Source organism: Paeniglutamicibacter sp. NPDC091659 (genome assembly GCF_044756805.1).
Taxonomy (GTDB): Bacteria; Actinomycetota; Actinomycetes; order Actinomycetales; family Micrococcaceae; genus Paeniglutamicibacter.
The window spans coordinates 247853-274478 of record NZ_JBIVTO010000001.1 but is presented as its reverse complement, the minus strand read 5'-3'; the positions used below and the strand labels follow the sequence as shown (position 1 = coordinate 274478).

Genomic DNA, 26626 nt, shown 5'->3' with positions numbered 1-26626 from the left:
GGCGAGACAGCAGTGTCGGCTACTTGTCGACCACGGGGATCGCCACGGGAAGCATGACCTCGAAAACATCGATGCGCGTGAGACCCTCGAGCTCCCGGGCATGCCCCACAAACACCGAATGGTTCAACCAGTCGAGCCCGGGATCCACCGTCCGGAAGACGGGGGAGGTCATGAAGTACTCGACGTCCGGACCCGCGCCGTGCGCGCCGCGCGGCCGTTGGTTGAGAATGCCGACATTGTGCACGTCAACAAACGCTCCCCCGTCGAGGCGCAAGCCATAGCGGGCTTCCACCCGGTACGTCTCTTCGTCCCGTTGCAGGCACCAGTCGCCACCGGCCGTCACCATACCGGCCAAGTCGCCGCTCACGGTGCCGCCGGTGATCGGAATGAAGCCCAGTTCGCCGCCTGCCCTCTCGTCGATGGGGATGTTGTCGACAACCTCGGCGTCGATCCGGAAGGCAAAGCGCAGGGTCGGGGCCGGGGCATGGACAATCGGGGCGCTGTCGGTGGAGAGAGTCATATCCAGAACTATTGCCGCTCATGGCCGATCGAAATCATTGATTCTCATTCAATGATAATGAACGTGTTTTTTGGGTGGCGGGCACCACAAACTGGTCCAAGACTTCCAGTATTTCCGCCCAAGCACGAAGGAACGGCTTGCCATGACCGCTACCCGCACCATCATCAAGACCCAGGTCGGCGTCGTCGGCGGCGGTCCCGCCGGCCTGATGCTCTCGCACCTGCTCGCCAAGACCGGGATCGAGAACCTGGTCGTGGAGATGCGAGACCACGAGACGATCCGCAACACCCACCGGGCGGGCATCCTCGAGGCACAGGCGGTGAAGATGCTCGTCGACTCGGGCATCAACGGCCGAGTGCTCACCCACGGCGACGAGCATGCCGGAATCGACCTGCGCTTCAACGGCGAATCGCACCCGCTGGACTTCACCGAACTCGTGGACGCAACCGTCACGCTCTACGCGCAGAACGAGGTTTTCGTCGACCTTGCCGCCGCCCGCGAACTCGACGGCGGCGACGTGCGCTTCTCCGCGGAGGTCACCGAGCTGCTGGACCTGGAGACCGACACCCCGAAGTTCCGCTTCACCGACGCCGAGGGCACCGAGTTCGAGGTGCACTGCGACGTGCTGGTCGGCGCCGACGGCTCGCGCTCCTTCTGCCGCCGGCAGATCCCGGAGACCAACCGCCAGGACTTCAAGATCGAGTACCCGTTCGCCTGGTTCGGCATCCTCACCGAGGCGCCAAAGTCCTCCCCCGAACTCATCTACGCGAACTCCCCGCACGGCTTCGCGCTGATCTCCCAGCGCTCCGAGACCGTGCAGCGCATGTACTTCCAGTGCGACCCGAACGAAAACACCGACGACTGGTCCGAGGACCGCATCTGGACCGAGCTGCAGCGCCGCGTCGACGGGCCGGACGGATTCGAACTGAAGACCGGGCCGATCTTCGACAAGAGCGTGCTGAAGTTCCGCTCGTTCGTGCGCGAACCACTCTCCCACGGCCGGCTTTTCCTGATCGGCGACGCCGGGCACACGGTCCCGCCGACCGGCGCCAAGGGCCTGAACCTGGCCTTCGCCGACGTCCGGGTGCTCTTCGAGGCTCTCGATTCGTTCTACGCGACCAAGAACGAGACGCTGCTGCACGGCTACTCGGACAAGGCCCTGAAGCGCGTGTGGAAGGCGCAGAACTTCTCCTACTGGATGACCTCCATGCTGCACACCCCGGTCAACGCGGACCCGTTCATGGCCAAGCGCGCGCTGGGCGAACTCGAGACCGTCACGTCCTCGCGCTTCGGCCAGCAGTACCTGGCCGAGTCCTACACCGGCTGGCCGCACGGCTAGGCCCTGCCTGCCGCTTCCCCTCCCCCACCACACCCTTATGCCACATCGAAAGGAGCACGAAGTGAGCACCGAAACCACCCTGAACGAGTCCTTCAACGATTCGCACGTGCTGGATCCTGCAGCCACCGCGCTGTCGCAGGAAGCGATTTCCGCGGAAATCACCGACATCCACGCCGCCTACCGCCAGTCGGTCGTCGACGGAGTCAAGGCCGAGACGCAGCCGCGCATCGACTTCGCGCCGTACCGCTCGTCCCTGCTGCGCCACCCCACCAAGAACCTGCACCACGTGGATCCCGAGACCATCGAGCTGTACTCTCCCGCCTTCGGCGAGCGCGACGTGCACGCCCTGGAATCGGACCTGACCATCCAACACAACGGCGAGCCGATCGGCGAGCGCATCGTGGTCCAGGGACGCGTGCTGGACGGCGACGGCCGCCCGGTGGCCGGCCAGCTGGTCGAGATCTGGCAGGCCAACGCCGCCGGACGCTACATCCACAAGCGCGACCAGCACCCCGCCCCGATCGACCCGAACTTCACCGGCGTGGGCCGGGCCATCACCGGGCCCAACGGCGAGTACAGGTTCACCACCATCAAGCCGGCGCCCTACCCGTGGAAGAACCACCACAACGCGTGGCGCCCGGCGCACATCCACTTCTCGCTCTTCGGCACCGACTTCACCCAACGCATGATCACCCAGATGTACTTCCCGGGCGACCCGCTGTTCTCCCTGGACCCGATCTACCAGGCGATCACCGACCAGGAGGCCCGCGACCGCTTGGTGGCCACCTACGACCACTCGATCACCAGCCACGAATGGGCCACCGGATACAACTGGGACATCGTGCTCACCGGGTCCAACCGCACCTGGATGGAAGACGAAGAGGGAGACCACTAATGACTGCGACATCCAACGCCGTCGCGGCGAACACCGCGGCCCCGGCGCTGAAGCTCACCCCGACCCCGGGGCAGACCATCGGCCCGTTCTACGGCTACGCGCTGCCCTTTGAGAAGGACAACGAGCTGGTCAACCAGGCCCGCACCGGTTCCATCCGCCTGCACGGTGTCGTCACCGACGGCAACGGCACCGTCATCCCCGACGCGCTGCTGGAAATCTGGCAGGCCGACGAGGACGGCAACGTCGTGTCCAAGGACGGCTCGCTGGTGCGCGACGGCTACACCTTCACCGGCTGGGGCCGCACCGCGGTGGACAACGTCGGGCACTACACGTTCACCACGCTGAACCCCGGCGCCACGGAGACCGGCAAGGCGCCGTTCATCATGCTCACGGTCTTCGCCCGCGGCCTGCTCAACCGCCTGTTCACCCGCATCTACCTGCCGGAGGACACCGCGGCGCTGGCGGCCGACCCGCTGCTGGCCTCGCTGCCCGAGGACCGGCGCAAGACGCTGATCGCCACCCGCGAGGTAGACGGCGGATTGCGCTTCGACGTGTCGCTGCAGGGCGAGGACGAGACCGTCTTCCTCGCCTACCCGCGCGAGTCCTAGGCACGACACCCCGGACTCCAACGCTTGCGCTACCTCCCCGACCGGGGAGGTAGCGTGGGTCGTGGCTCCGGGGGTTTGGCGCCCAACAGTTCCTCCCCCACACGTTCTCCCACGGAAGGGAAGACCCCCATCCCCATGCACCAGCCCGACTTCGGTCTACTGAACCCCGCCTGGGCGGCAACTCCCGCCGCCACCACCGCCTCCGACGCTGCCTTTGCGCAGGCCATGCTGGACGTTGAGGCCGCGTGGGCGCGCGTCCAGGCCAAGGCAGGAATCTGCACCGCCGAGGACGCCGAGGCCATCACCGCGGTTGCCCGGGTCGAGCTCTACGACCTGGCCGCCTTGGCCGAGCGCGGACCCGACGGCGCCAACGCACTCATCCCGCTGCTGGGCATGATGCGCAAGCAACTCGCCGAGGCTGGCGCTCCGGCCGGCGCATCTTCCGCGCTGCACCGCGGGGCCACCAGCCAGGACATTATCGACAGCGCACTGCAGCTGATGGCGTCCCGCACCCGCACGTTGGTGTTGGCCGAGGCCCGCCGGGCCGGAACAGCACTTGCGCGGCTGGCCACCGAGCATGCCAAGACACCGGCCGTTGCGCGCTCGCTGACCCAGCATGCGCTGCCCACCACCTTCGGGCTGCGCGCGGCCAACTGGCTTTCGGCACTCACCGCCTCCGCCCGCGGCCTCGAACAGGTCTCCCTGCCGCTGCAGTGGGGCGGCGCCGTGGGAACCCTGGCCTCGCTGAAGCAAAAGCTCGGCGAACTGGACCCGCAGGCAACGGGCGACGAGCTTGACGAAAAAATCCACGCGCTCACCGCGGAGCTTGCCGCCGAGCTGGGTCTCGAGGATCCCGTCGCGCCGTGGCACACCAACCGCACCCCCGTGGTGGAACTCGGTTCCACGCTCGCCGCGCTCGTCGCGGCACTCGGTTCCATGGGCGCGGACGTGCTCACCGCCTCCCGCCCCGAGATCGCCGAGGTGTCCGAACCCCGCGAGGAGGGCAAGGGCGGGTCCTCGGCCATGCCGCAGAAGCAGAACCCCGTGCTTTCGGTGCTGCTGCGCAATGCAGCACTCGCCGCCCCCGCGCACGTTTCCTCCCTCTTCCTCGCTGCGGGCACCGCCGTGGACGAGCGCCCGGACGGCGGCTGGCACACCGAATGGGCGGCCCTGCGCGAACTGCTTCGGCTGGCCGGGGGCGCCGCCGCACACGCGGCAACCTTGACCGAGGGCCTGCAGGTCCACCCGGACGCACTGGCCCGGAACATGGCGCTGTCCGGGGACCTGCTGGTTTCCGAGCGCGTCTCCACGGTGCTGGCCCCGCTGCTGGGCAAGGACCGGGTCCAGGCGCTGGTGCGTTCCTCGCTGGGCACCTGCGAAACCCTGCGCGCACTGCTGCGCGCCGCGCTGCCCGTCGAAGACTTCTCCGACGCCCAACTGGCTTCGCTGCTTGACCCGCTGGAATACCTGGGTGCAACAGGCAGCATCATCAACCGAATTTGCGCCGACTTCTCGGCCTGGAAGGAATCATGAGCATCCCCATGCTGACCCCGTCCCTCTTCAACTCCGCGCCGCAGCTGCCGACGCTGATCCTGGGCCCCTCGCTGGGCACCGGCTCCCTGGCTCTCTGGGGCCCGGCGGTCCCCTACCTCGAGGAGCACTTCCAGCTCGTCGCCTGGGACCTTCCCGGCCACGGGGAAAGCGCCCCCTCCACCGAGGACTTCTCCATGGGAGATCTTGCCGCGGGCGTCGTGGCCATGATCGATGCGCTGCGCGTCGACGGGGTCATCGCGGACGACTCCACGCTGTTCTACGCGGGTGTTTCGATCGGCGGCGCCACCGCGCTGAAATTGGCCCACGACTTCCCCGGCACCTTCGCCGGGCTTTCGGTGATCTGCTCCGCCGCCAAGATCGGCACCCCGGAGGGCTGGGCCGAGCGCGCGGAACTCGTCGCCACGGCCGGCACCCCTGTGGTCATGACCGGTTCGGCCGAACGCTGGTTCGCCCCCGGCTTCATCGAGGCCAATCCCGTCGCCTCCACGAACCTGCTGCACAACTTGCAGGACGCCGACCGCTTCTCCTACGCCCATGCCTGCGCCGCTCTGGGCGGCTTCGATGTGCGCGAGGCCCTCGGCGGCATGCACGACCCGATCCTGGCCATCGCCGGGGCCCACGATGCGGTGTGCCCGCCGGCCAACGCCGAATTCATCGCCGAACACGCCCCCAACGCCCGTGCGGCAGTCATCGACACCGTCGCGCACCTCGCCCCGGCCGAGGACCCCGCGGCAACCTCCGCACTGCTCGTTGAATTCTTCGCTTCCGTTTCCCAGGAGAAAATCGCATGACCGATTCCGCACGCCTGCCCGGCGACACCTACGACGCCGGGCTCGACGTCCGCAAGCAGGTCCTGGGCACCGAACACGTCGCCCGCGCCACCGCGAACTCCACCGACTTCACCGACGAGTTCCAGGAAATGATCACCCGCTTCGCGTGGGGCACCATCTGGACCCGCGACGGGTTGCCGCGGACCACCCGCAGCGCCATCACGCTGACCGCGCTGATCGCCGGCGGCTACTGGGAAGAGCTGGAAATGCACGTGCACGCGGCCCTGCGCAACGGCATGACGGCCGACGAGATCAAGGAAGTCTTTATGCAGTCGGCCATCTACTGCTCGATTCCCGCAGCCAACACCGCGTTCAAGATCGGCAAGGCCGTGCTGGCCGAATACGAGGGCAAATAGGCGCCGCACTCCCGTTGTGCCACGATCGAGGCAGGGTGCCGATTTGTGACGACCCGAAATCCCGTCGTGCACGGACCAGCTCCTAGGATGAAGCCATGCGCATAGCGATCCTCGATGACTACCAGAATGCCGCCCGATCCCTGGCCGATTGGGATTCGCTGCCCGGCGAAGCCACGTTCTTCACCGATTTCCTCGGGCATGACGACGACGCGGTCTGCCGTGCCCTGCAGGACTTCGACGTCATCGTGGCCATGCGCGAACGCACGCCGTTCACCGGCGCCCGGCTGCGGAACCTGCCGAATCTCAAGCTGCTGGTCACCACCGGCATGCGCAACGCCTCCATCGATCTGGACGCGACGCGGGAGCTGGGCATCGCTGTGTGCGGGACCGCGGGAAGCCCGACGGCCGCAGCCGAACACACCTGGGCGCTGATCCTGGCAGCCGCACGACGGCTTGATGTTGAACTGTTCTCGGCGTCCCGGCCGCGCCCGGTCTCCCAGCCGTGGCAGCAGACCCTGGGCACCGGGCTGTCGGGAAAGACGCTCGGGGTCTACGGCCTGGGCAACCTGGGCAGCCAGGTCGCCCGGATCGGGCAGGCCTTCGGGATGCGGGTCATCGCCCACAGCCAGAACCTGACCACGGAGCGCGCCGCCGAGGCCGGGGTCGAATGGGTCGACCAGGACGGGCTCTTCGCCGAAAGCGATGTGCTCACCATCCACCTGAAGCTCTCCGAGCGCACCACCAAGGTGGTCGGCGAGAGGCAACTGGCGTTGATGAAACCCGGCTCGATCCTGGTGAACACCTCGCGGAGCCCCATGATCGACGAGGATGCGCTGGTTGCGGCCCTCGGCACCGGCGCACCGGTGTTGGCGGCCCTCGACGTGTTCGACGTCGAACCCCTACCCGCGGGCAATCGGCTGCTGCAGACCCCCGGGGTGATCGCCACCCCGCACGTGGGCTACGTGACGGAAGACCAGTTCAGGATTTTCTACACCGGCGCGGTCGAGGACATTGCGGCTTGGGCGGCCGGGGCACCCGTGAACGTCTTGAACTGAGGCCCGCGAGCCGGAGGTGACCTAGCCGTTGACGATGTCGTCGGCGTGTTCGCTGATCCAGACGACCAGCGGCATCAGCTGTTGTACCAGTCCTTGTCCCAGTTCGGTGAGGCTGTAGTCGACGCGTGGAGGAATGACGGGCTGGGCCTCGCGGTGGATGAAGCCGTCGGCTTCAAGGATTTTCAGCGTCTGCGCGAGCATCTTTTCGCTGATGCCCTCGGCGCGGCGGCGCAATTCGCTCCAGCGCAACGGCCCCTGCGCCAGCGAGACCAGGATCAGGACGCCCCATTTGCTGGTGACGTGGTCAAGGACCGTCCGGCTCGGGCAGCCTGCCTCGAAAACCGGGGTCGGGTTGGGCGACGCTTGGGGACTGGTGGTTACCGACATGAAAGCAGCTTACTTCAAAGTGCGTACTCTCTTTTGGGAAGTAATTGAATTGGTGCTCAGTTGTGATGAGAGGAAGTTCAGTTGATCCTCGAAAGGAATACCCCATGACCATTCTCATTACAGGTGCCACCGGCCAGCTCGGCCGACTCGTCGTCGAATCCCTGCTCGAGCGCAACGTCCCCGCCGGGAAGATCGTGGCGGCAGGCCGAAACGCCGCCAAGCTCGAAGAACTTGCCGGGCTGGGCGTCCGGACCCGCACGCTTGACTACTCCGACCCGGTATCCGTGCGCGAGGCCATGACCGGGGTCGACAAGGTGCTGCTGGTCTCCGGCAACGAGCCCGGCTCGCAGCGGGTGCCCCAGCACCTGAACGTTATCGAGGCCGCCAAGGATGCGGGCGTCGAGCTCCTGGCCTACACCAGCATCGCCAATGCGGACACCAGCACCATGGCCCTGGCCGCAGACCATCAGGCAACAGAGAAGGCGCTGCGCGGCTCCGGGGTTCCCTTCGCCATGCTGCGCAACGGCTGGTACCTGGAGAACTACACCGACCAGCTCGGCGGCTACCTGCAGCACGGCTCGGTCTTCGGCAGCGCGGCTGCGGGGCGCGTCAGCGCCGCAACCCGGGCGGACCTGGCCGAGGCCGCCGCGGCGATCCTGCTGGCCGAGGACCAAGCCGGCACCGTCCACGAGCTGGGCGGCGACGAGGCAATATCCCTCGAGGACCTGGCCCGCGAGGTCAGCGCCGCAACCGGCCAGAGCGTGACCTACCAGGACCTGCCGGAGGCGGACTTCGCACGACTGCTGGTGGGCGCCGGGGTGCCAGAGCCCTTTGCCCGGATCCTGGCCGACAGTGACCGTGGCATCTCCCGCGGCGAACTGCTCGTGCCGGGCAACGACTTGGCAACCGCCCTTGGACGCCCCGCCACCACCCTGGGCGAGGCGGTTCGGGCGGCGGCCGGCGAGTTCGCCGCCAAGGGAGCCTAACGGCCGAGTGCCACAGTTGGCTTGATTGCGGTTTCCGCTGCTGCCCGGCGCCCCTCCGGGGAGTTGGGCAGCAGCGTTTCCGCTCCACGGCCGGCCGTTGCCTCGAACCCACAAGGCGTCACGGAGTTTCTCTGGCCTGGAGTGGTAGCCGGCGGCAGAATTAGCATATGACCCAGAACGTGCCGGGCTCCGAGTGGCAGACCCATCCAGTCACCGCAGATAGGTTCGAGGACTTTGCCGACGTCATCAACCCGACCCGCAGGGACATGCACTGCTGGTGCCTGTCCCACCGGCTGGGCGCCAAGGGCATCGACGAGCTGGGCGACGGAAGCCGAGAGACGGCCATGCGCAGGCTCTGCGAGCGGGAAAACCCGCCCGGGGTGCTCACCTATCGCAACGGCGTCCCGGTCGGTTGGTGCAGCATCGGCCCGCGCGCCGAGATCCCGCGCCTGGCGGCCTCAAAACTCATCCGGCCGGCGGACGGGGTGCCGGTGTGGAGCATCATCTGCGTCGTGGTGCGCAGCGGCCACCGCAGACAGGGCGTCACCGAACACCTGCTGCAGGGTGCGCTCGACTATGCGGCATCCCGCGGGGCGCCGGCCGTCGAGGCCCACCCCGTGGACCCGGAGGGGCGCATGGACACCACGATGGCGTTCGTGGGCACCCGGGCCATGTTCGAGCGCGCCGGGTTCCGGGTCATCGGCACCACCGATGCGGTGGCAGGCAGGATGCCGCGACTGATCATGCGCCGCAACCTCTGACCTCGATCCCGGGCCGCGCCTCGATTCCTAGGTGAGCGACCAGGACCGCTTGGAGAGCCCGTACCAGAAGCCGTCGATAGCCGTCTTGGCCTCGATGCCACCGGATGCATAGGCCGCGCCGAGTGCGACATAGAGCGGCGCCCAGTGTTCCGAGCGCGGGTGTGCCTCCCGCGCGGCCGGGGCCTTGTGCAGGAAGTCGAGGATGGAGTCCACGTCGCCGCGGGCCATGGCTTCCTGCGCCCAGTGGTCGAATTCGCTCGATGCCACCGGCGGCGCCGTGTCCGCGCCGGCGGCGGGGTTGAACCAGCGCAGGTTGTGCGTGGTGAACCCGGAGCCGATGATCATGGTGCCGCGGTCGCGCAGCGGGGCCAGCGTCTGCCCGAGCTCAAACAGGCCCTGCGGATCAAGCGTGGGCATGGACATCTGCACCACCGGGACGTCCGCGTCGGGGAACATCTCCTTGAGCGGGACGTAGGCACCGTGGTCCAGCCCGCGGGTTTCGTCGCGTTCCACGTGGTGGCCCTGCGTGCCGGTCAGTCGGGCGACCTCGTCCGCCAGGTCCGGTGCCATCGGGGCGTCGTAGCGCACGTCGTAGTAGTGCTGCGGGAAGCCCCAGAAGTCGTAGACCAGCTCCTGCTTGCTGTGGGTGGCGCTCAGCGTCACCGGCGCATTTTCCCAGTGCGCGGAGATCATCAGGATGTCCCTGGGCTTCTCCATGGCCCCCGACCATGCCGCCAGTTCGGCGGTCCAGGTGGCGTCGTCGGCAAGCGGCGGCGCACCGTGGGAGAGGAAGAGCACCGGAGGGCGGTCGGCTGAAGCAGTCATGAGTCCAGCGTAAACCCATTTGGTTGATGCTTCAAGCATTATGGATCGAATGTTTGTCGACCCGCGGCACGGCCGGAGACGAAAAACACCGCCACCTCTGACACCGAGTAAAGCGAGAGCCCAGCGACTCCCTTAGTATTGGGCCTAACCCCCGTAGTGCGACCGCGCCCGGAACTCTGCCCGTTCTTCCCGCAGACGAGGCCCCCGCCGGCGACTACGTGCAGGAACCAATTCTCGAACGGACACCACTCATGCCATCCCTGACCGCGACCGCGCCGACGCCCGAGGAACGCCAGTCGGTGCTGCGCACGCTGCGCCACCCCCGGCTGCTCGGCATCGAAATTCTCGGCGGCCTGGTGGTGGCGCTCGCGCTGATCCCGGAGGCCATCGCGTTTTCGGTCATTGCCGGGGTCGACCCGCGCGTGGGACTTTTCTCGGCGTTCACCATGGCCGTGACCATCGCGTTCACCGGCGGACGGCCCGCAATGATTTCCGCGGCGACGGGTGCCGTCGCCCTGGTCATCGCCCCGCTGGTGGCAAGCCACGGGATCCACTACCTGGTGGCGGCGATCCTGCTGGCCGGGGTCTTCCAGATCCTGCTGGCGGTACTCGGCGTCGCAAAGCTCATGCGCTTCATCCCGCGCCAGGTCATGGTCGGCTTCGTCAATGCGCTGGCGATCCTGGTGTTCATCGCCCAGCTCCCGGAGCTGGTCAATGTGCCGTGGCTCGTCTACCCGCTGCTGGCCCTGGCGCTGGCCATCATCTTCGGGCTGCCGAGGCTGACCACCGCGGTCCCGGCACCGTTGGTGGCGATCGTGGTGCTCACGCTCATCACGGTGCTCAGCGGCACCGTGGTTCCCACGGTCGGGGACAAAGGCGCACTGCCGGACAGCCTGCCCGCACTCTTCCAGCCGCAGGTCCCGCTCACTTTCGAGACCCTCAAGATCATCGCCCCCTACGCGCTGGCGGTGGCCTTCGTGGGGCTGCTTGAATCCCTGATGACGGCGAAACTCGTCGACGACGTGACCGACACCCGCTCGAACAAGACCCGCGAGGCCTGGGGTCAGGGCGTGGCCAACCTGGTCACCGGGTTCTTCGGCGGCATGGGCGGTTGCGCGATGATCGGCCAGACCATGGTCAACGTGAAGGGCTCCGGCGCCCGGACGCGCATCTCGACGTTCCTGGCCGGCGTCTTCCTGCTGGTGCTCGTGGTGGTGTTCGGCGACATGGTCTCGCTGATCCCGATGGCCGCGCTGGTGGCGGTGATGATCTTCGTGTCGGTGGCGACCTTCGACTGGCACGGCATCCGCCCCTCGTCCCTGCGCCGCATGCCCAAGAGCGAAACCGCGGTCATGGTGATCACCGTGGTGGCGACCGTCTTCTCGCACAACCTCGCGATCGGCGTGGGCCTGGGAGTGCTCTCCGCGATGGTGCTCTTCGCCCGGAGGGTCGCCCACTTCGCCACGGTGGAGCGCCGCCTGGACCCGAGCGGCGACACCGTCACCTACAAGATCCACGGCGAGCTGTTCTTCGCCTCGTCCAACGACCTGTACACGCAGTTCGAGTACGCGCTGGACCCGGCGAACGTCGTGATCGACATGAAGGAATCCCACCTCTGGGATGTCTCGACGATCGCAGCATTGGAGGCGATCACCGCCAAGTACGCGGGCCGGGGCAAAACGGTCAGCATCGTCGGGATGAACGAGGCCAGTGCCGCCATGCATGAACGCATGGCCGGACACCTGGGCTAGCCGGGCTAGGCCCGGGCCTTGGCCTCGACCTCGACGAACGCACCCTCGAGCCAGGCGCGTTCGAGGTCGTTGAGCGCACGGCTGGAGACCTTGTCCTCCGCCAGCGGAACCATCACCGAGGTGCCGTCGAAGACCGGCTGCCCGTCCTGGATTCCCACGTGACGCAGGGAGAACGACTTGGTGCCGATGCGCACCACGGAAAGCTGGATGGTCATCGTCGGCTGGTAGTACACCGGACGCAGGTAATTCAGCTGCAGCGAGGCAACGACCGTGCCGAAGGGGAAGCGGCCGGATGAGCCCCGTGGCTGGGTCCAGCGGATGCGGGCCTCCTCCATCAGCGTGACGACGCGGGCGTTGTTCACGTGCCCCAGCGCGTCCTCGTCGGACCAGCGCAACTGCAATTCCATGTCGACGGGTCCCGAGGTGCCCGCGGTGTTGTTTTCACTCATGACCCCCATTGCACCAGAGCCGGGGCCAAGCGCGCAGAAGATTAAGCGCCGGTGGCCGCATCGCGCCGATAGTCTGGGCAGATGCGTCTTTGGAGCCTGCACCCGCGTTACCTCGACACCAAGGGGCTGCTGGCGTGCTGGCGGGAAACCCTGCTGGCACAAAAGGTGCTGGCCGGCGGGACCACCGGATACCGAAACCACCCGCAGCTGGAACGCTTCCGCGCCACGGCCGACCCGCTTGCGACGGTCGGAACCTATCTGGAGATTCTCGCCCTGGAGGCCGACGCCCGTGGCTACAACTTCAACCGGGGTTTGATCCTGCGCCCGCCACTTGAGAGCGAAGAGCCCCGGCTTCCCGTGACCAGCGGGCAGGTTGCCTACGAGCGGGAGCACCTGCTGGCCAAGCTCGCGGTGCGCGACAGCCATCGCGAAGCCATGCTCGCCGCCGAGGATCCGCCCGCCCTGCATCCTCTCTTCGAGGCGGTCCCCGGGGACATCGAGTCCTGGGAACGCCCCTCGAACTAGGCCGTCGGGAACTCGATGATCTCGCTGCGGATCAGGAAGCGCTTGCCCTCCGGCGCCTCCACGGAGAACCCGGACCCGCGCCCGGGCACCACGTCGATGGTCAGCTTGGTGTGCTTCCAGTACTCGAACTGCTCGCGGCTCATCCAGAAGTCGATGGTGCCCAGCGCACTGCCGTCGGCATCGGGCAGGGTGAAGACGCCCAGCCGGATGTCCGAGTCCCCCGTCTTGAATTCGCCGGCAGGGAAGCACATGGGCGAGGAGCCGTCGCAGCAGCCGCCGGACTGGTGGAACATCAGCGGCCCGTGCCGGTGCCAGAGCAGACGCAGGAGGTCCGCGGCTTCCTCGTTCATTGCCACCCGGGAGAATTCCTCCCCGGGAATGGCCGAGGCCGATTCGATGGCGGTTTCCATGATGTGCTCCCTTGTCCCCGCCGAGGCGGAACGACTCTCCCAAGCGCCGAGGCCCGGCGCCGCTCCATGACGGTGGTGCCGGACCTCGATGCTGACCTGGTGGCTTGGCCCGAGTTAGGCCAAGTGTCCTACTTTTGCCCGACGTAGTCGATGACCACGCGGCCGTCGATCTTTGCGTGGAGCATCTCGTCGAAGACCGCGTTCACGTCCTCGAGCGGGCGGGTCTGGATGGTCGGCTTGATCTTGCCACGGGCGTAGAAGTCCAGCGCCTCGATCATGTCCTGGCGGGTGCCGACGATCGAGCCGCGGATGGTCAGGCCCTTGAGCACGATGTCGAAGATCGGCGCCGGGAACTCCCCCGGCGGCAGGCCGTTGAACACGATGGTCCCGCCGCGGCGGGTCATGTTGATGGCCTGGCCGAACGCAGCCGGGTGCACGGCGGTGACCAGCACGCCGTGGGCGCCGCCGGTCGCCCTCTGGATGGCCTCGGCCGGGTCCTCGGCGAACGCGTTGACCGTGACCTCGGCGCCGTGGCTGCGGGCCAGGTCCAGCTTTTCGTCGGCCACGTCCACGGCGGCAACGCGCATGCCCATGGCCACCGCGTACTGCACGGCGATGTGGCCCAGGCCGCCGATGCCGGAGATGACGACCCACTGGCCCGGCTTCACCTCCGTCTGCTTGAGCCCCTTGTAGACGGTCACGCCGGCGCAGAGCACCGGGGCGATCTCGTACGGGTTCGTGCCCTCCGGGATGTGGGCGGCGAACTTCGCGTCGACGAGCATGTATTCGCCGAAGGAGCCGTCGACCGAATAGCCGCCGTTCTGCTGTGACTCGCAGAGGGTTTCCCAGCCGGTGCGGCAGAATTCGCAGCTGCCGCAGGCGCTGGCCAGCCAGGCGTTGCCCACCAGGTCGCCGACCTTCACCTCGGTGACGCCCGGACCGATCTTCACCACGTTGCCGACGCCCTCGTGGCCCGGGATCAGCGGAAGGCTCGGCTTGACCGGCCAGTCGCCGTGCGCGGCGTGCAGGTCGGTGTGGCAGACGCCGGAGGCGATGACCTTGACCAGGGCCTGGCCGGGGCCCGGTTCCGGGATCGGCACGGTGCCGACCTGTAGTTCTTCGCCGAACGTGTTGACGATGGCTGCTCGCATGGTGCCCATAGAGATGTTCCTTTGCTTGAGTCGTTGTCGTTTTCGGGCGCGCCAAGGGAAGCCTCGTTGCGCCCGCGGCGCGCCCGGTGGTGTTGATGGTGTGGATCGGAAAATGGCGTTTGGTCCCCCGGGACGCAGACGGGCAAGGGATGAGGTTGTTGGCCTGCGTCCCGGGGAAAATTGCGGTTTAGAAGAAGCCGAGCTTGTCCTCCGAGTAGGAGACAAGCAGGTTCTTGGTCTGCTGGTAGTGGTCGAGCATCATCTTGTGGTTCTCACGCCCGATGCCCGAGGACTTGTAGCCGCCGAACGCCGAGTGCGCCGGGTAGGCGTGGTACTGGTTGACCCAGACGCGGCCGGCCTGGATGTCGCGGCCGGCACGGTAGGCGGTGTTGCCGTTGCGGCTCCACACGCCCGAGCCCAGCCCGTACAGGGTGTCGTTGGCGATCTCGATGGCGTGGTCGTAGTCGGTGAAGCGGGCCACCGAGACGACCGGGCCGAAGATCTCCTCCTGGAAGATGCGCATCTTGTTGTGTCCCTCGAAGATGGTCGGCTGCACGTAGTAGCCGCCCTCCAGGTCCCCGCCGAGCTCGGCGCGGCCGCCGCCGGTGAGCACCTTGGCGCCCTCGGCCTTGCCGATGTCCAGGTAGGAGAGGATCTTTTCCAGCTGGTCGTTGGAGGCCTGGGCACCCATCATGGTGTCGGTGTCCAGCGGGTTGCCCTGCTTGATGGCCTCGGTGCGCTTGATGACGTCCGGCAGGAAGGTGTCGTAGATGGAGTCCTGCACCAGGGCGCGCGACGGGCAGGTGCAGACCTCGCCCTGGTTCAGCGCGAACATGGTGAAGCCCTCCTGGGCCTTGTCGTAGAACGCGTCGTCCTTGGCCGCGATGTCCTCGAAGAAGATGTTCGGGGACTTGCCGCCGAGCTCCAGGGTGACCGGGATGAGGTTCTCGGAGGCGTACTGCATGATCAGGCGGCCCGTGGTGGTCTCGCCGGTGAACGCGATCTTGCGGATGCGCTTGTTGGAGGCCAGCGGCTTGCCCGCCTCCACGCCGAAGCCGTTGACGACGTTCAGCACGCCGGCCGGAAGCAGGTCGCCGATCAGTTCCATGAGGACCAGGATGGAGACGGGGGTCTGCTCGGCCGGCTTCAGGACGATGGCATTGCCCGCGGCGAGGGCCGGGGCGAGCTTCCAGACGGCCATGAGGATTGGGAAATTCCACGGGATGATCTGGCCGACCACGCCGAGCGGCTCGTGGAAGTGGTAGGAGGTGGTGTTGTCGTCGAGCTGTGAGAGTCCGCCCTCCTGGGCGCGGATGCAGCCGGCGAAGTAGCGGAAGTGGTCGATGGCCAGCGGAAGGTCGGCGTTGATGGTCTCGCGCACCGCCTTGCCGTTGTCCCAGGTTTCGGCGACGGCGAGCATTTCCAGGTTTTCCTCGATGCGGTCGGCGATCTTGTTCAGGACCACCGCGCGAGCGGCCGGACTGGTCTTGCCCCACGGGCCCGCCGCTGCCTCCGCTGCGTCGATTGCCGCCTCGATGTCCTCGGCGGTGCCGCGGCCGACCTCACAGAAGCCCTTGCCGGTGACCGGGGTGATGTTTTCGAAATACTGCCCCTTGATCGGAGCCACCCATTGCCCACCGATGTAGTGGTCGTATCGAGTCTTGAAGTGAACGAGGGATCCTTCGGTGTTCGGGTTTGCGTAGACAGTCATGGTGTCTCCTTGGATTTCGAGGGGTTTTCACTACCATGTGTGAGCCTACTCACATGGACGTTGCGGCAACGTTGCATGCCTCCGCGGGCCAGGTTGCACCCGTGGAAACCCGCGGGTTGGCAAGGCCCGAGCGGGCAGGTTTGCCGTTCGCGCCCGCCGGAGGCTTGTGTTCGGTTTTGCCCCGGGAGATCATCAAGAACCTGCTTCAAGAGCGCCAACGAAAGCGAAGTGCCCCGCATGCTCACTGCCATCGGCGAATTCCTGCCCCTCGCGCTCGGCATGATGCTCAGCCCGTTGCCCTTGATCGCGATCGTTTTCCTGGTGCTTTCCGCCAACGGCACCGGGCGCAGCCTGGGGTTCATGACAGGGCGCCTGATCGGCATCGCGGTGATGCTCACCGTCCTGACGCTTGCGGCCGAGGCCATGCCGGAGTCGCGGGAAGCAACGGTGTTCGGCGGTCTGCTGAAGATCCTGCTTGGTTTGGGGCTCATCTATGTGGCCGTGCGAAAGTGGCACAAGCGGCCGCAGGCGGACACGGAACCCAAGGTGCCGGGTTGGATGTCGAGCCTCGAAACGATTTCGGCGCCGCGCGCCTTCGGGATGGGCTTTGTGTTGACCGTCATCAACCCGAAGGAGCTGACCTTCACCCTGGGTGCGGCGATCTCGATCGGGGCAGCGCACCAAGAGCCCGGGGCCGTCATCGTCCTGATGTTGATCTACACGGTGTTGTCCGGTGTCAGCGTTCTGGCGCCTGTCATCCTGCACCTCGTTGCACCCGAGCGCGCCCAGAGCGCCTTGGGTTCCGTTCAAGCCTGGTTGTTGCGCCACCAGTCAACGGTGGTGGGCGTGGTGCTGCTGGCCTTGGGCGTCGTGCTCATCAGCGACGGATTGACCTACCTCTAGCGACGTCGTCCGCGAGTTCCCCGCAGCATGTCGGGAACGGTTACTCGTTCGCTTCCAACCGCTCGAGCGAGGCAACGATCAGCGCTCGGTGCGGCGAACGCGCCGGCAACACCTGCAACGTGGTGCTCAGCAGCTCTTCGTCGCCGATCGTTTCCGGAGCCTGCAGGAAACGCAGCAATTGCTGTTCGTTGCCGTCCTGCAGCATCGCCTGGCGCAGCGCGGCAAACACCTCCACGCGGATCGCCTCGATGCCCGGCGCGCTCGAACGTTCAAGCACCGGCCCCTCGTAGTGCTCCAGGGCGGCGTCCAGAGCGCCCGACTCGATGGCCTTCAGCACTTCGCGTGCATCGCTGCGCGGAACCTTAGCCAGGCGGTAGGGACGTGAGAGCGGCACCAGGGAATCGTCAAAGCCGGAGAGCAGCTTGCGCAGCCGCACCAGCTCCGCGCGCAGGGTTCCGAGGTCCGCGGCATCCGGGTTCACATGCAACAGGTCAACGAGTTCTTCGCCGCTGAGCCCTCGCGGATGCCAGCTCAGCAGCGTCAAGAGCTCCGCATGCCTGGTGCTGAGCTCCAGGTTTTCGGTCCCGCGAACCACAGAGGGACCGGTGGCCGGCATAAGTCGCAACAGGGAATCGGAATCCTTGCCGGCTCGCCGTTCGGGAACGGCAAAAACGCTGCGCCCTGCGGCGGGCGGCTCGACTCGTTCCTGCTGCCAGCGAAGCTCGGATTCCGCTGCGGCCACCGCCGCCTTAAGCAGGGCCAGCGAATACGGGGCAACGGCTTCCTCCCCGCCGGTCAGATCGACCACGCCGATCACTTCGCCGGTGCTGGGCGCGTGGATGGGAACCGCCGAGCAACTCCACGTGTGTGCGATTTCGTTGAAATGCTCGGCGCCCGAGACCTGAACTCCCGTGCCCGTGGCAAGGGCCGTCCCCGGCGCCGATGTTCCCACCGTGCGCTCGGACCAGTCGGCTCCCGGGACAAAGGCCATGGATTCGGCCTGCCGGAGCACTTGGCTTTCACCCTTAACCCAGAGCAGGCGGCCGGTGTGGTCCCCGATCGCCAGGATCAACCCCGTGTCCCGGGCCGGCTCCAGCAAAAGCCGGTCGAAGACGGGGAGCACCAGACGCAGCGGAGAGTCGGTGCGCAATTGATGCAGGTCACCGTCGGCCAGCACCGTGTGTTCAGTGGATGTCGATTCCGTCTGGAACCCGATGGAGCGCAGCCACGATTCCCTGACGACGTCGCGCAATTGAAAGACGGAATTTCGAAGGTCGGTTGTACCCAAAATCTCGTGGGCTTTCAACGCACGACGCTGGTGCGACTGCGAAGCCGGGGAAATCAGAGGCATTCTCTACCTTTCGAGGCAGGTTCATGGCGGTCACCTGGAGACGCGGTCCACTACGGCTCCATCGCAATGTTTAATTCAGCCTAGGTGAGATCCCGGCACATTTGAACCCTTGGCAGCGACCTTCCCGCATGCCAGAGTATGTGTCGGGCAAACTTGTGGCCCGGCCAAGGGCACCAGCCCGACAGAAGGGAGCGGTCACATGGACCGCATGGTTTTCATCAATCTTCCGACGAAGGATCTCGCGGCATCGGACGCCTTTTACTCCGGCCTCGGATTCAAGAAGAACGAGGATTTTTCAAATGAGGTGGCCAGTGCGTGGATGATCACGGAAACCAGCTGGATCATGATCCTGTCCGCGGGGTTCTACGAATCGTTCCTGCGCAACGGCGACACCCCCGCTTACGGTGCGGGCGGGCGCGAAGTGCTCAATGCCCTCAGTGGCGAGAGCCGCGCCGAGGTCGACGAGTTCGCCAGTCGCGCGCTCGCGCACGGCGGCACGATCTACCGAGAGGCTTCCGAGGAAATGCCGGGCATGTACTCGGTGGCGTTCCTGGATCCCGACGGACACGAGTGGGAAGTCGGCTGGATGGACATGTCGGCTTTTGGTGCCGACGGGGAATAGCGGAGATACTTTCCCCGAACAATTGAGAGTGCCGGCGGTTTCGAAGCACGCGTAACCGCCGACACTCGCACGCCCTTGACCTCGACTTCCCCGCCGCCCGTTGGCGTCCCCTTGACTAGGTCTCCAGCAGGTCCCTCAGGACGACCCGCGCGCACTCGACGTCGTCGCTCGTCTGCCTGATTAGTTCTTCCACGGTGTCGAAGCGTTCCGTGGGGCGCAGGAATGCGACCACGTGAACGCCGATCCTTTTGCCGTAGAGATCCCCCTCGAAGTCGTGGACGTATGCCTCAACGCGTTGCTCTTTCACATCCCCGAACGTGGGGTTGTTGCCCACGCTGACGGTTGCCCCGAATGTTTCCGCTCCTGGCGGGAAGGAGACCAGACAGGCATAGACGCCGTCCTCCAACGCTCCCGCCACGGCATCGACCTCGATGTTCGCGGTGGGGAAACCCAGAACCCGGCCGCGCTTGTTGCCGCCGACCACGACTCCGGAGAACCGGACGAGCGTGCCGGCCGGTGCTGCTGGCAGCCGGTTCACGGCAGGATCCCGCGCGGCGGAGCTTGGATGGTCATTCGGCAATCTGCAGCTCACGGAACTTGCTCTGGTGGAACACCAACGGGGTGACGTCTGGGAACAGGTCGGACTTGACGACCTCCAGCAGGACGACCACGTGGTCTCCACCGTCAAAGGTCGAGCGCACCTCGCATTCGAGCCATAGCGCCGCGCCTTCCATGACAACGGCCCCGGCGTCGGTGGCGCGCCACGGAGCGTCGAGGAACCTGTCGGCGTTGCGCGAGGCCAGGCTCCTGCACAGCTGGCCCTGGTGCGAACCAAGCACGCTGAGACCCAACCGATTGCTGTCGGCCAGGACCGGCCAGGTTGCGGAGGACCTGGCAACGCAGATCCCCACCAAGGGCGGATCGAGCGAAACGGAAGTAAAGGAGTTGACCGCGATGCCAACCGGAACCTCATCCACGACCGAGCAAACGGCAACGACGCCCGTCGGGAAGAGCGAGAATGCCTGGCGCAGGGCAAGCTGGTCGGGTGCGCCCTCGGCGTTTGTCTGTATCGACATTTTCTGGCTCCTTCTCGATCCAACGAATACTCGGGACTTTTATTCAAGTTTGACTAGTTAGAAAAATACTATTGTGCATTTGTCGTCCTAACAAGTGCGGCCTCGATGTTTTTTGGCTTCTTTTTTGACTACGATGGGAGCCATGTCAACCACAACGCGTCTCCTGGTGCTGGGTGCGGTGCACCAGTTCCAACCAGTGCATGGCTACTTCCTGCGACGTGAGTTGCTCACGTGGCATGTGGACGAGTGGGCGAACATCCAGCCGGGCTCGATCTACAACGCCTTGCGCTCCCTGAAGAAGGACGGCTACGTCGAGGAAACCGGGACCGAGTCCGAGGGCAAGCGGCCGGAGCGCACCACCTACAGCATCACCCCGGAGGGTGAGGTCGAGTTCCTGCGCCTGCTCCGCGGGGCCTTGTGGACGGTGGAGACCTTCGACATCGGGCCCGTCATGGCGCTGACGTCGTTCATGTATGCGCTCAGCCGCGAGGAAGTCCTTGCCGCCCTTGACCACCGCGTGCGTGAGATCGACGCAAAGATCGCCAGCAACAAATACAGCATCGAGGACGTCCACCGGTCGACGTCCACCCCCGCCTACGTCCGGGAGATCTTCGAGCTCTCCATCAGCCGGCTCCGCGGGGAACAGACATGGGTCCGGGGACTTTCCGAACGCATGCGCGCGGGTGAGTACACGTTCGCCGGGGAGACCAAGAAACCCAAGGTCGTTCAACCCAAGGAAACTCCGGCCGGGGACGCCTCCCCGGAGCCTGCAGACGCAACCCCCTAAGGAACCACAGACCCGGCCGCCGCGGCAGCCAAAAATGCCGGTCGTTGACGCTTCGCGAAGCGTCAACGACCGGCATTTCTGCTGTGCAACGGACCCGCCTAGGAGTCTTCACGACGCCCCCTGCTAGCGGGTTGCCACCAGTTCGGCGAGCGATTCGACGCTGAGCCTATCCGTCTGCGCGCCCAGGTCCATGGCCACCAAGGCCCCGGCGGCCGAGGCCAGTTCCATGGCCTCGGGAATCGATGCCCCGTCCCCGAGGGCCGCCGCCAGCGCGCCGCAGAAGGCGTCCCCGGCCCCTGTGGTGTCCACGGCGTCGACGGCAAACGCCGGCACCCGCAGGTCGTCGCCCGCCCGGCTTTTCCACCATGCTCCCTGTGACCCCAGGGTCACAATGACCGACTTCGGGCCGGCTTCCAGCAGCGCATCGACGCCGCCCAGCGCCTCGGCTTCCGTCTCATTGACCACCAACACGTCCACGAATGCCAACAGGGATTCGCTGAAGGCCGTGGCCGGCGCGGCGTTCAGGATCGTCAGCGCGCCGGCCACGCGGCCGGCGGCCAGCGCCACCTCCACCGTCGAGGCGGGAACCTCAAGCTGCGCCAGCACCACGTCCGCGCCGTCGACGGCGGTCGCCGCGGCACGGGCGGAGAGCGCGGCGTTGGCGCCCTGCGAGACGATGATCGAGTTCCCGGATTCGGGCAGCATGGCCACGTGGGCCATGCCCGTCGGCAGGTCCTTGCTCACCGACAGGAACGTGTCGCCAAGCCCCGCGTCCAGCAGGGCCATGCGCAGGAACGCGCCGTCGGGGTCGTCGCCCACGCTGCCGCAAAAGCGCGTGGCGGCGCCGCTGAGCCCGGCGGCGACCGCCTGGTTGAAGCCCTTGCCGCCGGGGAGCCGGGCGACGGCCTCGCCGAGCACCGTCTCCCCGACCTCGGGGTTGCGGTCGACCCGCACCATCACGTCAAGGTTGATGCTGCCGACCACGCATACGACTCCCATGCCTTTTCGCCCTAGTGGTTCAGCACGGCGGCCGGCTGCACGCGGTGGCTTGCGGCCGGGTGGTTTTCGCCCAGCACCGGGCTGTCGGTGCCGAAGAGGCGCTCGCGCAGCGTGGCGCCCTGGTAGTCGGAGGCGGCGACGCCGCGTGCGCGCAGGATCGGCAGGACCAGTTCGACGAAGTCGAGCGTCGACCCCGGCTGGATCACCGGGGTGAGCAGGAACCCGTCGAGGTCGGCGGTCTCCGCCAGCGCGCAGATCGCGTCGGCCACGTCCTCCGGGGAACCGACGACGGGGGTGCTGCGCACGCCGTGGGCGTGCCAGTCCTTGAGCACGTCGCCCACCGTGAGGTCGGCGAAGCGGGAGATCTGGGTCTGCGACAGCTCGGTGCGCAGCTCCGCCATCGGGGTTTCCGGGGCGTAGGAGGACAGGTCCAGGCCGGTGAACATGGCGTAGGAGGCCACCGCGACGGCGGGGTCCTGGGCCGCGAGCACGGACTCGTACTTGGCCTGCGCCTCCTCGCGGGTCGGGGCGACGACGCAGGAGAAGGCCGCCATCAGCTTCACCGAATCCGCGTCGCGGCCGGAGGCCACGGCCTCGTCGCGGATCGCCTTGACCTGGCCCGCCATCTTGGTCGCGGAAGACCCTCCCAGGAAGATGCATTCGCCGTGGCGCCCGCCGAACTGGCGGCCGCGGTCGGAGGACCCGGCCTGGAAGAGCACCGGGGTGCCCTGCGGGGAATAGGAGGTGTTTCCGTAGCCCTCGGAGCGGAAGTACGGCCCCTCGTGGCTGATCCGGTGGACCTTGGCCGGGTCGGCGAAGCGGCCTGCCTTGTTCCGCTCCAGCGCGTCGGGCTCCCAGCTGCCCTCCCACAGCTTGTAGACGACCTCCATGAAGTCGTCGGCCATGTCGTAGCGGTCGTCGTGGGCGACCATCGGGATGCCGAACGCGGCGGCGGCGGTCTCCGCGGTGCCGGTGGTGACGACGTTCCAGCCCAGGCGCCCGTTGGAGAGCTGGTCGAGGCTGGACATGCGGCGGGCGAAGGAATACGGCTGTTCGATCAGCGTCGACCCGGTGATCACGAAGCCCAGCTCCGTGGTGGCCGAGACCATGGCCGCGGCGACGATCGCCGGGTCCAGCCGCGGCAGGTCCAGGGATTCGATCGTGCAGATCTCCGGGCGTTCGCCGTTGACCTCGGACCAGCCCCAGGCATCGGCCAGGAAGACGAAGTCCAGGCGGGCTTCCTCGCAGATGCGGGCGATGTTCTTCCAGTAGTCCAGGTTGTCGAAGTGGTCGCGCTCGTTCTCCGGGTGGCGCCAGGTGGCGGTTCCGGAGTCGTTGGCCTGGGCGTTTTCGAACAGGCCGAAGCGAAGCTGTTTCATGTCATTACCCTTCATCAAAAATTTTGGCGGATCCCGAAGGCACGGGAAGGGAACCCTGGCAGACGAAGTTCTGCCGGGCGACGTTCTTATGGGGTTCTTTAGCGGGGGATGCTGTCTACCTGGTTGCGGTCTCTAGCGGGCGACGACGTTGCCCTCGCTCCACCACAGGACCTTCTTGCGCACCAGGGCCAGGACGGCGACGAGCCCGACGCCCATGAGGCAGAGCAGCACGATGCTGGCCCAGACGACCGGCAGGTTGGCCTGTGCGGCGGAGATCGTCACCAGCGAGCCGAGGCCCGCCTGCTGACCGGCCGCCACGAACTCGGCCACCGCGGCGCCCACGATCGCCAGCGGAAGCGCCACGCGCAGCCCGGCGAAGACGAACGGCATGCAGCCGGGCAGGCGCAGGTCACGGAAGATCTCCCAGCGGCTTGCGTGCAGGGTGCGCATGACGTCCATGGTCCGCGGGTCCACGTCGCGCAGGCCGGCCAGCGCGTTGACGAGCATCGGGAAGAAGACCACCAGCGCGGTGACGATGTACTTCGGCGTCATCCCGAAGCCGAAGGCCACCACCAGCGCCGGGGCGATCGCCACGATCGGGGTGACCATGATGACCACGAAGAGCGGCATGACCGCGCGTTCCATGATCTCGAACTCGGCCATCACCACGGCGATGGCAAAACCGATCAGGATGCCCGCGGCGGCGCCGATGACGACCTCCTGGAGCGTGACGAGCATGTTGCTCCAGTACATGTCCGGGTCGCCGGCCAGGCTGGCCCAGATGTCGCCGATGGTCGGGATGACGTAGGGGTTGGCAAGCGCGATGACCTGCCAGAGCATCCCGACCACCACGAAGGTGATGGCCGGCGGGACCCACAGCCGCCACCTGGACGCCTTGGAGAACCTCGCCCCGGCGGAGAGCTGCCCGGCCAGCGGGTCGACCTTCAGGATTCCGGCCCGCGCGCCGTCCGACAGCGGGGGGACGCTTCTTGTTGCGGCCTGGGCCGTATGTACATCAGACACGGGCAACCTCCATGACGTTGTGCAGGGTTGATCGGACGCGGCCCTCGAGGTCGCGGAACTCGTCGGTCGCGTAGACGCCCGCATCACGCGGGCGGGGCAGGTCCACGTCGATGACCTCGGCGATGCGGCCCGGGTGCGCCTGCATCACGATGATGCGGTCCGAGAGCATGATGGCCTCGGGCACCGAGTGGGTCACGAAGAGCACGGTCTTGCGGTTGGACTGCCAAAAGTCCAGCAGGCCCAGCCGCTGCTGGTCGCGGTTCATCTCGTCGAGCGCGGAGAACGGCTCGTCCATGAGCAGCACGCTCGGGTCGAAGACGAAGGCGCGGGCGATCGCGACGCGCTGCTGCATGCCGCCGGAGAGCTGCGAGGGGTACTTGTGCAGCGCATGCCCCAGCCCGAACGAGTCCAGGATCTCCCGGGGGTCCCGCAGCGTGCGGCCGGCGTTGGCCTTGCGGTTCACCGACATCGGCAGGGTGACGTTGTCCAGCACCGTGCGCCACGGCAGCAGGGCCGGGGACTGCGGGACCAAGCCGATCATCTTGTTCTTGGTGGCGGCCTTGATGGAGGTCCCGTCCACCAGGACGTCGCCGGAATCGGCCTCGCCCAGGCCGGCGATCATCTTCAGCAGCGTGGACTTGCCACAGCCGCTGGGACCGATCACCGAGACGAATTCGCCCTTCTTGATGGTAATGCTGACGTCGTCCAGCACCAGGGTCTTGGATCCCACGGCACCGAAACTCTTGGAGACGTTACTGATCTGCACGCCCGCATGCTCGGAAGTCCCTGGTGCGAGGCTCACGACGCGGCCTTCTTGGCCGGCCAGATGAGCTCGCCGTCCTTGTAGAGGTCCGCGACCAGGGTGGTGTCCATCATGTCGGTGACGGGCGGAACGCTGGCGACCTTTCCGTACTTCTTCACCAGCTCGTATTCCGAGGCCCACTGGTCGGCGGTCTGCACTCCTGGGCTCAGGGCAGGGTCGCTCTTGACCCACGTGGATTCGACGTTCCAGGTGCGCTCGAGCTGCTCGCGCGGGAAGGCCGATCCCTGGTTGTTGTCCGCCGCAAGCTTGCTGATCCTATCCAGGCAGTCGGCGTCGTTCTCCAGGCAGTAGTCCAGGGCCTTGAGCGAGGCGCGCATGAAGTCGGAGGCGGTTTCGCGGTGCTTGGTCAGGAACTCGGTGTTGGCTTCCATCACGTTGTAGGTGCCCTTGACGTTCAGGTCCGCGGGGAGGAATTCCTTGAACGGCAGGTTCATGGCCTTGAGCGTCTGCGGCTGGTTGGAGGCGTATCCGACGATCGCATCGACCTGACCGCGCGTCACGACGGTGGGATCATAGTTGGTCATCTTGATCAGTTCGACCTTCGAGACATCCACGCCCGCCGCATCGAGCATGGCGGAGGCTATCGGTGTGAGGTTGATGAAGTAGCCGAGCTTCTTGCCTTCGAGGTCCTTGAGGCTGGCGACCTTCTCGTTGGCGAAGATCGAGAACGGGGAAACACTGCCATAGGTGGCGACGGCCGTCAGGTTCTTGCTGTTCGCCGCCGCGAGCATGACGTCCGAGGCGGAGCCCAGAGCGGTGAACTGGGCCTGGCCCGAGGAGACGAGCTGCTGGCCGTTGGCACCGGAGGCATTGATCTCAACGTCGAGGCACAATGCGTCAAAGTAGCCGAGTTCCTTCGCCAGGAAAACATCCAACTGGCCAGCGCTGGCCGAATAGCCGTACCCGGAAATGTAGGTGATCTTTCCTGCATCCTTGTTGCGCTGGCAGGCCGCGTCGTCGAGGACTGTCTCGGCGTTGGATGGCTTCGTTGCAGCGGGTGCACCACCGCCGCAGGCGCTCAGTGAAAGCGCCGCGGCGATGCCGCCGGCAACGAGAAGACTGTGGCGGCGGGCGTCCTTTTTCAGCAGATTGCTCACGAGTTGAAATTCCTTCCTAGGTCCGGATGGGGCATTTCAGTCAGCATAAACTTGAATGGATAAACTTGTCTATACTTTTGAGCAATCAAGATCACATTACTTTGGCTTGCAACCATACAGGTTTCATGAGAGCTCGCACACCACTATTTCTTCCATCAAAGTGGCTAGATCCGGCAGGAAGATCGACCTTCGGGGGCGTCGGGCGCACGGCATTGCTAAGCGGTCTTTCGGCATCTCGAACATAGTTAAGTTTGAGCATTGCCCGCCCGGATCGTCCAGGGCCCGCAATCGGGGTGGGATCGTGCGGGACGGGCAGAAACTCGCCCGCGAAAGTGGTCGATCGGCGACAGGCTTTCACCCTCCAAGCAGAAGTGGGGGGGGGGGGGGGGGGGGGGTGGAAAAACCCCGCGCCCGGGGGGGTCAGGCCCGGTTTAAAAAAAGAAAAGGATGACG

General features: G+C 66.4%; 29 protein-coding genes. 14 read left to right on the top strand and 15 right to left on the bottom strand.

All coding sequences use genetic code 11. The annotated features are described in order from the left end of the window. Positions 1 to 19: 19 nt before the first annotated feature. The gene (locus ACIQLF_RS01300; RefSeq protein ID WP_400293782.1) at positions 20 to 520 is read right to left on the bottom strand and encodes a DUF3237 domain-containing protein; all 501 of its coding nucleotides are present in this window, start codon (positions 518 to 520) and stop codon (positions 20 to 22) included. A 142-nt stretch (positions 521 to 662) separates the two neighbouring features. Here ACIQLF_RS01300 and ACIQLF_RS01295 point away from each other — a divergent pair, with 142 nt between their 5' ends. The 7 genes from ACIQLF_RS01295 to ACIQLF_RS01265 all read left to right on the top strand — a co-directional run bounded on the left by ACIQLF_RS01295 (position 663) and on the right by ACIQLF_RS01265 (position 7157). Next, positions 663 to 1859 carry a 4-hydroxybenzoate 3-monooxygenase gene (locus ACIQLF_RS01295; protein WP_400293781.1) on the top strand — a complete coding sequence of 399 codons (1197 nt, stop codon included), beginning with the start codon at positions 663 to 665 and terminating at the stop codon, positions 1857 to 1859. Between the two features lie 61 nt (positions 1860 to 1920). Further along, entirely contained in the window at positions 1921 to 2754 is an 834-nt protein-coding gene (pcaH, locus tag ACIQLF_RS01290; protein WP_400293780.1) for a protocatechuate 3,4-dioxygenase subunit beta, read from the top strand. Beyond that, positions 2754 to 3362: a protocatechuate 3,4-dioxygenase subunit alpha gene (gene pcaG, locus ACIQLF_RS01285; RefSeq protein ID WP_400293779.1), complete on the top strand. Its 609-nt coding sequence runs from the start codon at positions 2754 to 2756 to the stop codon at positions 3360 to 3362. Before pcaH ends, pcaG begins: the two co-directional genes overlap by 1 nt. Before the next feature lie 135 nt (positions 3363 to 3497). Next, entirely contained in the window at positions 3498 to 4895 is a 1398-nt protein-coding gene (locus ACIQLF_RS01280) for a lyase family protein (protein WP_400293778.1), read from the top strand. Continuing rightward, on the top strand, positions 4892 to 5707 hold the full coding sequence (locus tag ACIQLF_RS01275; RefSeq protein WP_400293777.1) for an alpha/beta fold hydrolase: 816 nt from the start codon (positions 4892 to 4894) through the stop codon (positions 5705 to 5707). The genes ACIQLF_RS01280 and ACIQLF_RS01275 overlap by 4 nt, the downstream gene beginning before the upstream one ends. After that, entirely contained in the window at positions 5704 to 6102 is a 399-nt protein-coding gene (pcaC, locus tag ACIQLF_RS01270) for a 4-carboxymuconolactone decarboxylase (protein ID WP_400293776.1), read from the top strand. The genes ACIQLF_RS01275 and pcaC overlap by 4 nt, the downstream gene beginning before the upstream one ends. 95 nt (positions 6103 to 6197) lie before the next feature. Then, entirely contained in the window at positions 6198 to 7157 is a 960-nt protein-coding gene (locus tag ACIQLF_RS01265) for a D-2-hydroxyacid dehydrogenase family protein (RefSeq protein WP_400293775.1), read from the top strand. Positions 7158 to 7178: 21 nt separating this feature from the next. On the opposite strand, the gene ACIQLF_RS01260 is transcribed toward ACIQLF_RS01265, so the two are convergent. Further along, positions 7179 to 7544: a winged helix-turn-helix transcriptional regulator gene (locus tag ACIQLF_RS01260; RefSeq protein ID WP_400293774.1), complete on the bottom strand. Its 366-nt coding sequence runs from the start codon at positions 7542 to 7544 to the stop codon at positions 7179 to 7181. Between the two features lie 104 nt (positions 7545 to 7648). Between ACIQLF_RS01260 and ACIQLF_RS01255 the strand changes: the two genes are divergently transcribed. After that, complete coding sequence (locus ACIQLF_RS01255) at positions 7649 to 8530, top strand: SDR family oxidoreductase (protein ID WP_400293773.1); 882 nt, start codon at positions 7649 to 7651, stop codon at positions 8528 to 8530. A 167-nt stretch (positions 8531 to 8697) separates the two neighbouring features. Then, on the top strand, positions 8698 to 9291 hold the full coding sequence (locus ACIQLF_RS01250; protein ID WP_400293772.1) for a GNAT family N-acetyltransferase: 594 nt from the start codon (positions 8698 to 8700) through the stop codon (positions 9289 to 9291). A gap of 27 nt (positions 9292 to 9318) precedes the next feature. Here the strand turns inward: ACIQLF_RS01250 and ACIQLF_RS01245 are convergent, their stop codons facing one another. Next, a complete protein-coding gene (locus tag ACIQLF_RS01245) occupies positions 9319 to 10116 on the bottom strand; it encodes a dioxygenase (protein WP_400293771.1) in 798 nt (265 codons plus the stop codon). A 251-nt stretch (positions 10117 to 10367) separates the two neighbouring features. Here ACIQLF_RS01245 and ACIQLF_RS01240 point away from each other — a divergent pair, with 251 nt between their 5' ends. Beyond that, complete coding sequence (locus ACIQLF_RS01240) at positions 10368 to 11867, top strand: SulP family inorganic anion transporter (RefSeq protein ID WP_400293770.1); 1500 nt, start codon at positions 10368 to 10370, stop codon at positions 11865 to 11867. Between the two features lie 5 nt (positions 11868 to 11872). Here the strand turns inward: ACIQLF_RS01240 and ACIQLF_RS01235 are convergent, their stop codons facing one another. Next, complete coding sequence (locus ACIQLF_RS01235; protein ID WP_400293769.1) at positions 11873 to 12316, bottom strand: acyl-CoA thioesterase; 444 nt, start codon at positions 12314 to 12316, stop codon at positions 11873 to 11875. Positions 12317 to 12397: 81 nt separating this feature from the next. Between ACIQLF_RS01235 and ACIQLF_RS01230 the strand changes: the two genes are divergently transcribed. Next, on the top strand, positions 12398 to 12841 hold the full coding sequence (locus ACIQLF_RS01230) for a pyrimidine dimer DNA glycosylase/endonuclease V (protein WP_400293768.1): 444 nt from the start codon (positions 12398 to 12400) through the stop codon (positions 12839 to 12841). Here ACIQLF_RS01230 and ACIQLF_RS01225 read toward each other — a convergent pair. The 3 genes from ACIQLF_RS01225 to ACIQLF_RS01215 form a co-directional block, all read right to left on the bottom strand. Then, a complete protein-coding gene (locus tag ACIQLF_RS01225; protein ID WP_400293767.1) occupies positions 12838 to 13251 on the bottom strand; it encodes a DUF779 domain-containing protein in 414 nt (137 codons plus the stop codon). The two genes, ACIQLF_RS01230 and ACIQLF_RS01225, sit on opposite strands and share 4 nt — an antisense overlap. Before the next feature lie 128 nt (positions 13252 to 13379). Further along, positions 13380 to 14411 (bottom strand): alcohol dehydrogenase AdhP, encoded by a 1032-nt coding sequence (gene adhP / locus ACIQLF_RS01220; protein ID WP_400293766.1) that lies wholly within the window; start codon positions 14409 to 14411, stop codon positions 13380 to 13382. 178 nt (positions 14412 to 14589) lie between these two features. Beyond that, the gene (locus tag ACIQLF_RS01215; RefSeq protein WP_400293765.1) at positions 14590 to 16113 is read right to left on the bottom strand and encodes an aldehyde dehydrogenase family protein; all 1524 of its coding nucleotides are present in this window, start codon (positions 16111 to 16113) and stop codon (positions 14590 to 14592) included. Between the two features lie 237 nt (positions 16114 to 16350). Here ACIQLF_RS01215 and ACIQLF_RS01210 point away from each other — a divergent pair, with 237 nt between their 5' ends. Further along, positions 16351 to 17016 (top strand): GAP family protein, encoded by a 666-nt coding sequence (locus tag ACIQLF_RS01210; protein ID WP_400293764.1) that lies wholly within the window; start codon positions 16351 to 16353, stop codon positions 17014 to 17016. A 40-nt stretch (positions 17017 to 17056) separates the two neighbouring features. Here the strand turns inward: ACIQLF_RS01210 and ACIQLF_RS01205 are convergent, their stop codons facing one another. Beyond that, a complete protein-coding gene (locus ACIQLF_RS01205) occupies positions 17057 to 18367 on the bottom strand; it encodes a GAF domain-containing protein (protein ID WP_400293763.1) in 1311 nt (436 codons plus the stop codon). 199 nt (positions 18368 to 18566) lie between these two features. On the opposite strand from ACIQLF_RS01205, the gene ACIQLF_RS01200 reads away from it, so the two are divergent. After that, the gene (locus ACIQLF_RS01200; RefSeq protein ID WP_400293762.1) at positions 18567 to 18989 is read left to right on the top strand and encodes a VOC family protein; all 423 of its coding nucleotides are present in this window, start codon (positions 18567 to 18569) and stop codon (positions 18987 to 18989) included. A 115-nt stretch (positions 18990 to 19104) separates the two neighbouring features. Here the strand turns inward: ACIQLF_RS01200 and ACIQLF_RS01195 are convergent, their stop codons facing one another. Both ACIQLF_RS01195 and ACIQLF_RS01190 read right to left on the bottom strand, forming a co-directional pair. Beyond that, entirely contained in the window at positions 19105 to 19527 is a 423-nt protein-coding gene (locus ACIQLF_RS01195; RefSeq protein ID WP_400293761.1) for a riboflavin kinase, read from the bottom strand. A 31-nt stretch (positions 19528 to 19558) separates the two neighbouring features. Then, the gene (locus tag ACIQLF_RS01190) at positions 19559 to 20065 is read right to left on the bottom strand and encodes a flavin reductase family protein (protein ID WP_400293760.1); all 507 of its coding nucleotides are present in this window, start codon (positions 20063 to 20065) and stop codon (positions 19559 to 19561) included. Positions 20066 to 20207: 142 nt separating this feature from the next. Between ACIQLF_RS01190 and ACIQLF_RS01185 the strand changes: the two genes are divergently transcribed. Beyond that, positions 20208 to 20852, top strand: a complete 645-nt coding sequence (locus ACIQLF_RS01185) for a PadR family transcriptional regulator (RefSeq protein ID WP_400293759.1) — start codon at positions 20208 to 20210, stop codon at positions 20850 to 20852. Positions 20853 to 20975: 123 nt separating this feature from the next. Here the strand turns inward: ACIQLF_RS01185 and ACIQLF_RS01180 are convergent, their stop codons facing one another. The 5 genes from ACIQLF_RS01180 to ACIQLF_RS01160 form a co-directional block, all read right to left on the bottom strand. Continuing rightward, on the bottom strand, positions 20976 to 21851 hold the full coding sequence (locus ACIQLF_RS01180) for a ribokinase (RefSeq protein ID WP_400293758.1): 876 nt from the start codon (positions 21849 to 21851) through the stop codon (positions 20976 to 20978). 11 nt (positions 21852 to 21862) lie between these two features. After that, on the bottom strand, positions 21863 to 23230 hold the full coding sequence (locus tag ACIQLF_RS01175; protein ID WP_400293757.1) for an NtaA/DmoA family FMN-dependent monooxygenase: 1368 nt from the start codon (positions 23228 to 23230) through the stop codon (positions 21863 to 21865). Between the two features lie 132 nt (positions 23231 to 23362). Further along, on the bottom strand, positions 23363 to 24253 hold the full coding sequence (locus ACIQLF_RS01170; protein ID WP_400293756.1) for an ABC transporter permease: 891 nt from the start codon (positions 24251 to 24253) through the stop codon (positions 23363 to 23365). Beyond that, entirely contained in the window at positions 24246 to 25055 is an 810-nt protein-coding gene (locus tag ACIQLF_RS01165; protein ID WP_400293755.1) for an ABC transporter ATP-binding protein, read from the bottom strand. Before ACIQLF_RS01165 ends, ACIQLF_RS01170 begins: the two co-directional genes overlap by 8 nt. Beyond that, complete coding sequence (locus tag ACIQLF_RS01160; RefSeq protein WP_400293754.1) at positions 25052 to 26173, bottom strand: ABC transporter substrate-binding protein; 1122 nt, start codon at positions 26171 to 26173, stop codon at positions 25052 to 25054. The genes ACIQLF_RS01165 and ACIQLF_RS01160 overlap by 4 nt, the downstream gene beginning before the upstream one ends. Between the last annotated feature and the right edge of the window lie 453 nt (positions 26174 to 26626).

Bases quoted from the DNA above. Each gene is read 5' to 3' on its own strand.
- ACIQLF_RS01300 (WP_400293782.1), bottom strand. From the start codon at position 520: ATGACTCTCTCCACCGACAGCGCCCCGATTGTCCATGCCCCGGCCCCG.
- ACIQLF_RS01295 (WP_400293781.1), top strand. From the start codon at position 663: ATGACCGCTACCCGCACCATCATCAAGACCCAGGTCGGCGTCGTCGGC.
- pcaG (WP_400293779.1), top strand. From the start codon at position 2,754: ATGACTGCGACATCCAACGCCGTCGCGGCGAACACCGCGGCCCCGGCG.
- ACIQLF_RS01280 (WP_400293778.1), top strand. From the start codon at position 3,498: ATGCACCAGCCCGACTTCGGTCTACTGAACCCCGCCTGGGCGGCAACT.
- ACIQLF_RS01275 (WP_400293777.1), top strand. From the start codon at position 4,892: ATGAGCATCCCCATGCTGACCCCGTCCCTCTTCAACTCCGCGCCGCAG.
- pcaC (WP_400293776.1), top strand. From the start codon at position 5,704: ATGACCGATTCCGCACGCCTGCCCGGCGACACCTACGACGCCGGGCTC.
- ACIQLF_RS01265 (WP_400293775.1), top strand. From the start codon at position 6,198: ATGCGCATAGCGATCCTCGATGACTACCAGAATGCCGCCCGATCCCTG.
- ACIQLF_RS01260 (WP_400293774.1), bottom strand. From the start codon at position 7,544: ATGTCGGTAACCACCAGTCCCCAAGCGTCGCCCAACCCGACCCCGGTT.
- ACIQLF_RS01255 (WP_400293773.1), top strand. From the start codon at position 7,649: ATGACCATTCTCATTACAGGTGCCACCGGCCAGCTCGGCCGACTCGTC.
- ACIQLF_RS01250 (WP_400293772.1), top strand. From the start codon at position 8,698: ATGACCCAGAACGTGCCGGGCTCCGAGTGGCAGACCCATCCAGTCACC.
- ACIQLF_RS01245 (WP_400293771.1), bottom strand. From the start codon at position 10,116: ATGACTGCTTCAGCCGACCGCCCTCCGGTGCTCTTCCTCTCCCACGGT.
- ACIQLF_RS01240 (WP_400293770.1), top strand. From the start codon at position 10,368: ATGCCATCCCTGACCGCGACCGCGCCGACGCCCGAGGAACGCCAGTCG.
- ACIQLF_RS01235 (WP_400293769.1), bottom strand. From the start codon at position 12,316: ATGAGTGAAAACAACACCGCGGGCACCTCGGGACCCGTCGACATGGAA.
- ACIQLF_RS01230 (WP_400293768.1), top strand. From the start codon at position 12,398: ATGCGTCTTTGGAGCCTGCACCCGCGTTACCTCGACACCAAGGGGCTG.
- ACIQLF_RS01225 (WP_400293767.1), bottom strand. From the start codon at position 13,251: ATGGAAACCGCCATCGAATCGGCCTCGGCCATTCCCGGGGAGGAATTC.
- adhP (WP_400293766.1), bottom strand. From the start codon at position 14,411: ATGGGCACCATGCGAGCAGCCATCGTCAACACGTTCGGCGAAGAACTA.
- ACIQLF_RS01215 (WP_400293765.1), bottom strand. From the start codon at position 16,113: ATGACTGTCTACGCAAACCCGAACACCGAAGGATCCCTCGTTCACTTC.
- ACIQLF_RS01210 (WP_400293764.1), top strand. From the start codon at position 16,351: ATGCTCACTGCCATCGGCGAATTCCTGCCCCTCGCGCTCGGCATGATG.
- ACIQLF_RS01205 (WP_400293763.1), bottom strand. From the start codon at position 18,367: ATGCCTCTGATTTCCCCGGCTTCGCAGTCGCACCAGCGTCGTGCGTTG.
- ACIQLF_RS01200 (WP_400293762.1), top strand. From the start codon at position 18,567: ATGGACCGCATGGTTTTCATCAATCTTCCGACGAAGGATCTCGCGGCA.
- ACIQLF_RS01190 (WP_400293760.1), bottom strand. From the start codon at position 20,065: ATGTCGATACAGACAAACGCCGAGGGCGCACCCGACCAGCTTGCCCTG.
- ACIQLF_RS01185 (WP_400293759.1), top strand. From the start codon at position 20,208: ATGTCAACCACAACGCGTCTCCTGGTGCTGGGTGCGGTGCACCAGTTC.
- ACIQLF_RS01180 (WP_400293758.1), bottom strand. From the start codon at position 21,851: ATGGGAGTCGTATGCGTGGTCGGCAGCATCAACCTTGACGTGATGGTG.
- ACIQLF_RS01175 (WP_400293757.1), bottom strand. From the start codon at position 23,230: ATGAAACAGCTTCGCTTCGGCCTGTTCGAAAACGCCCAGGCCAACGAC.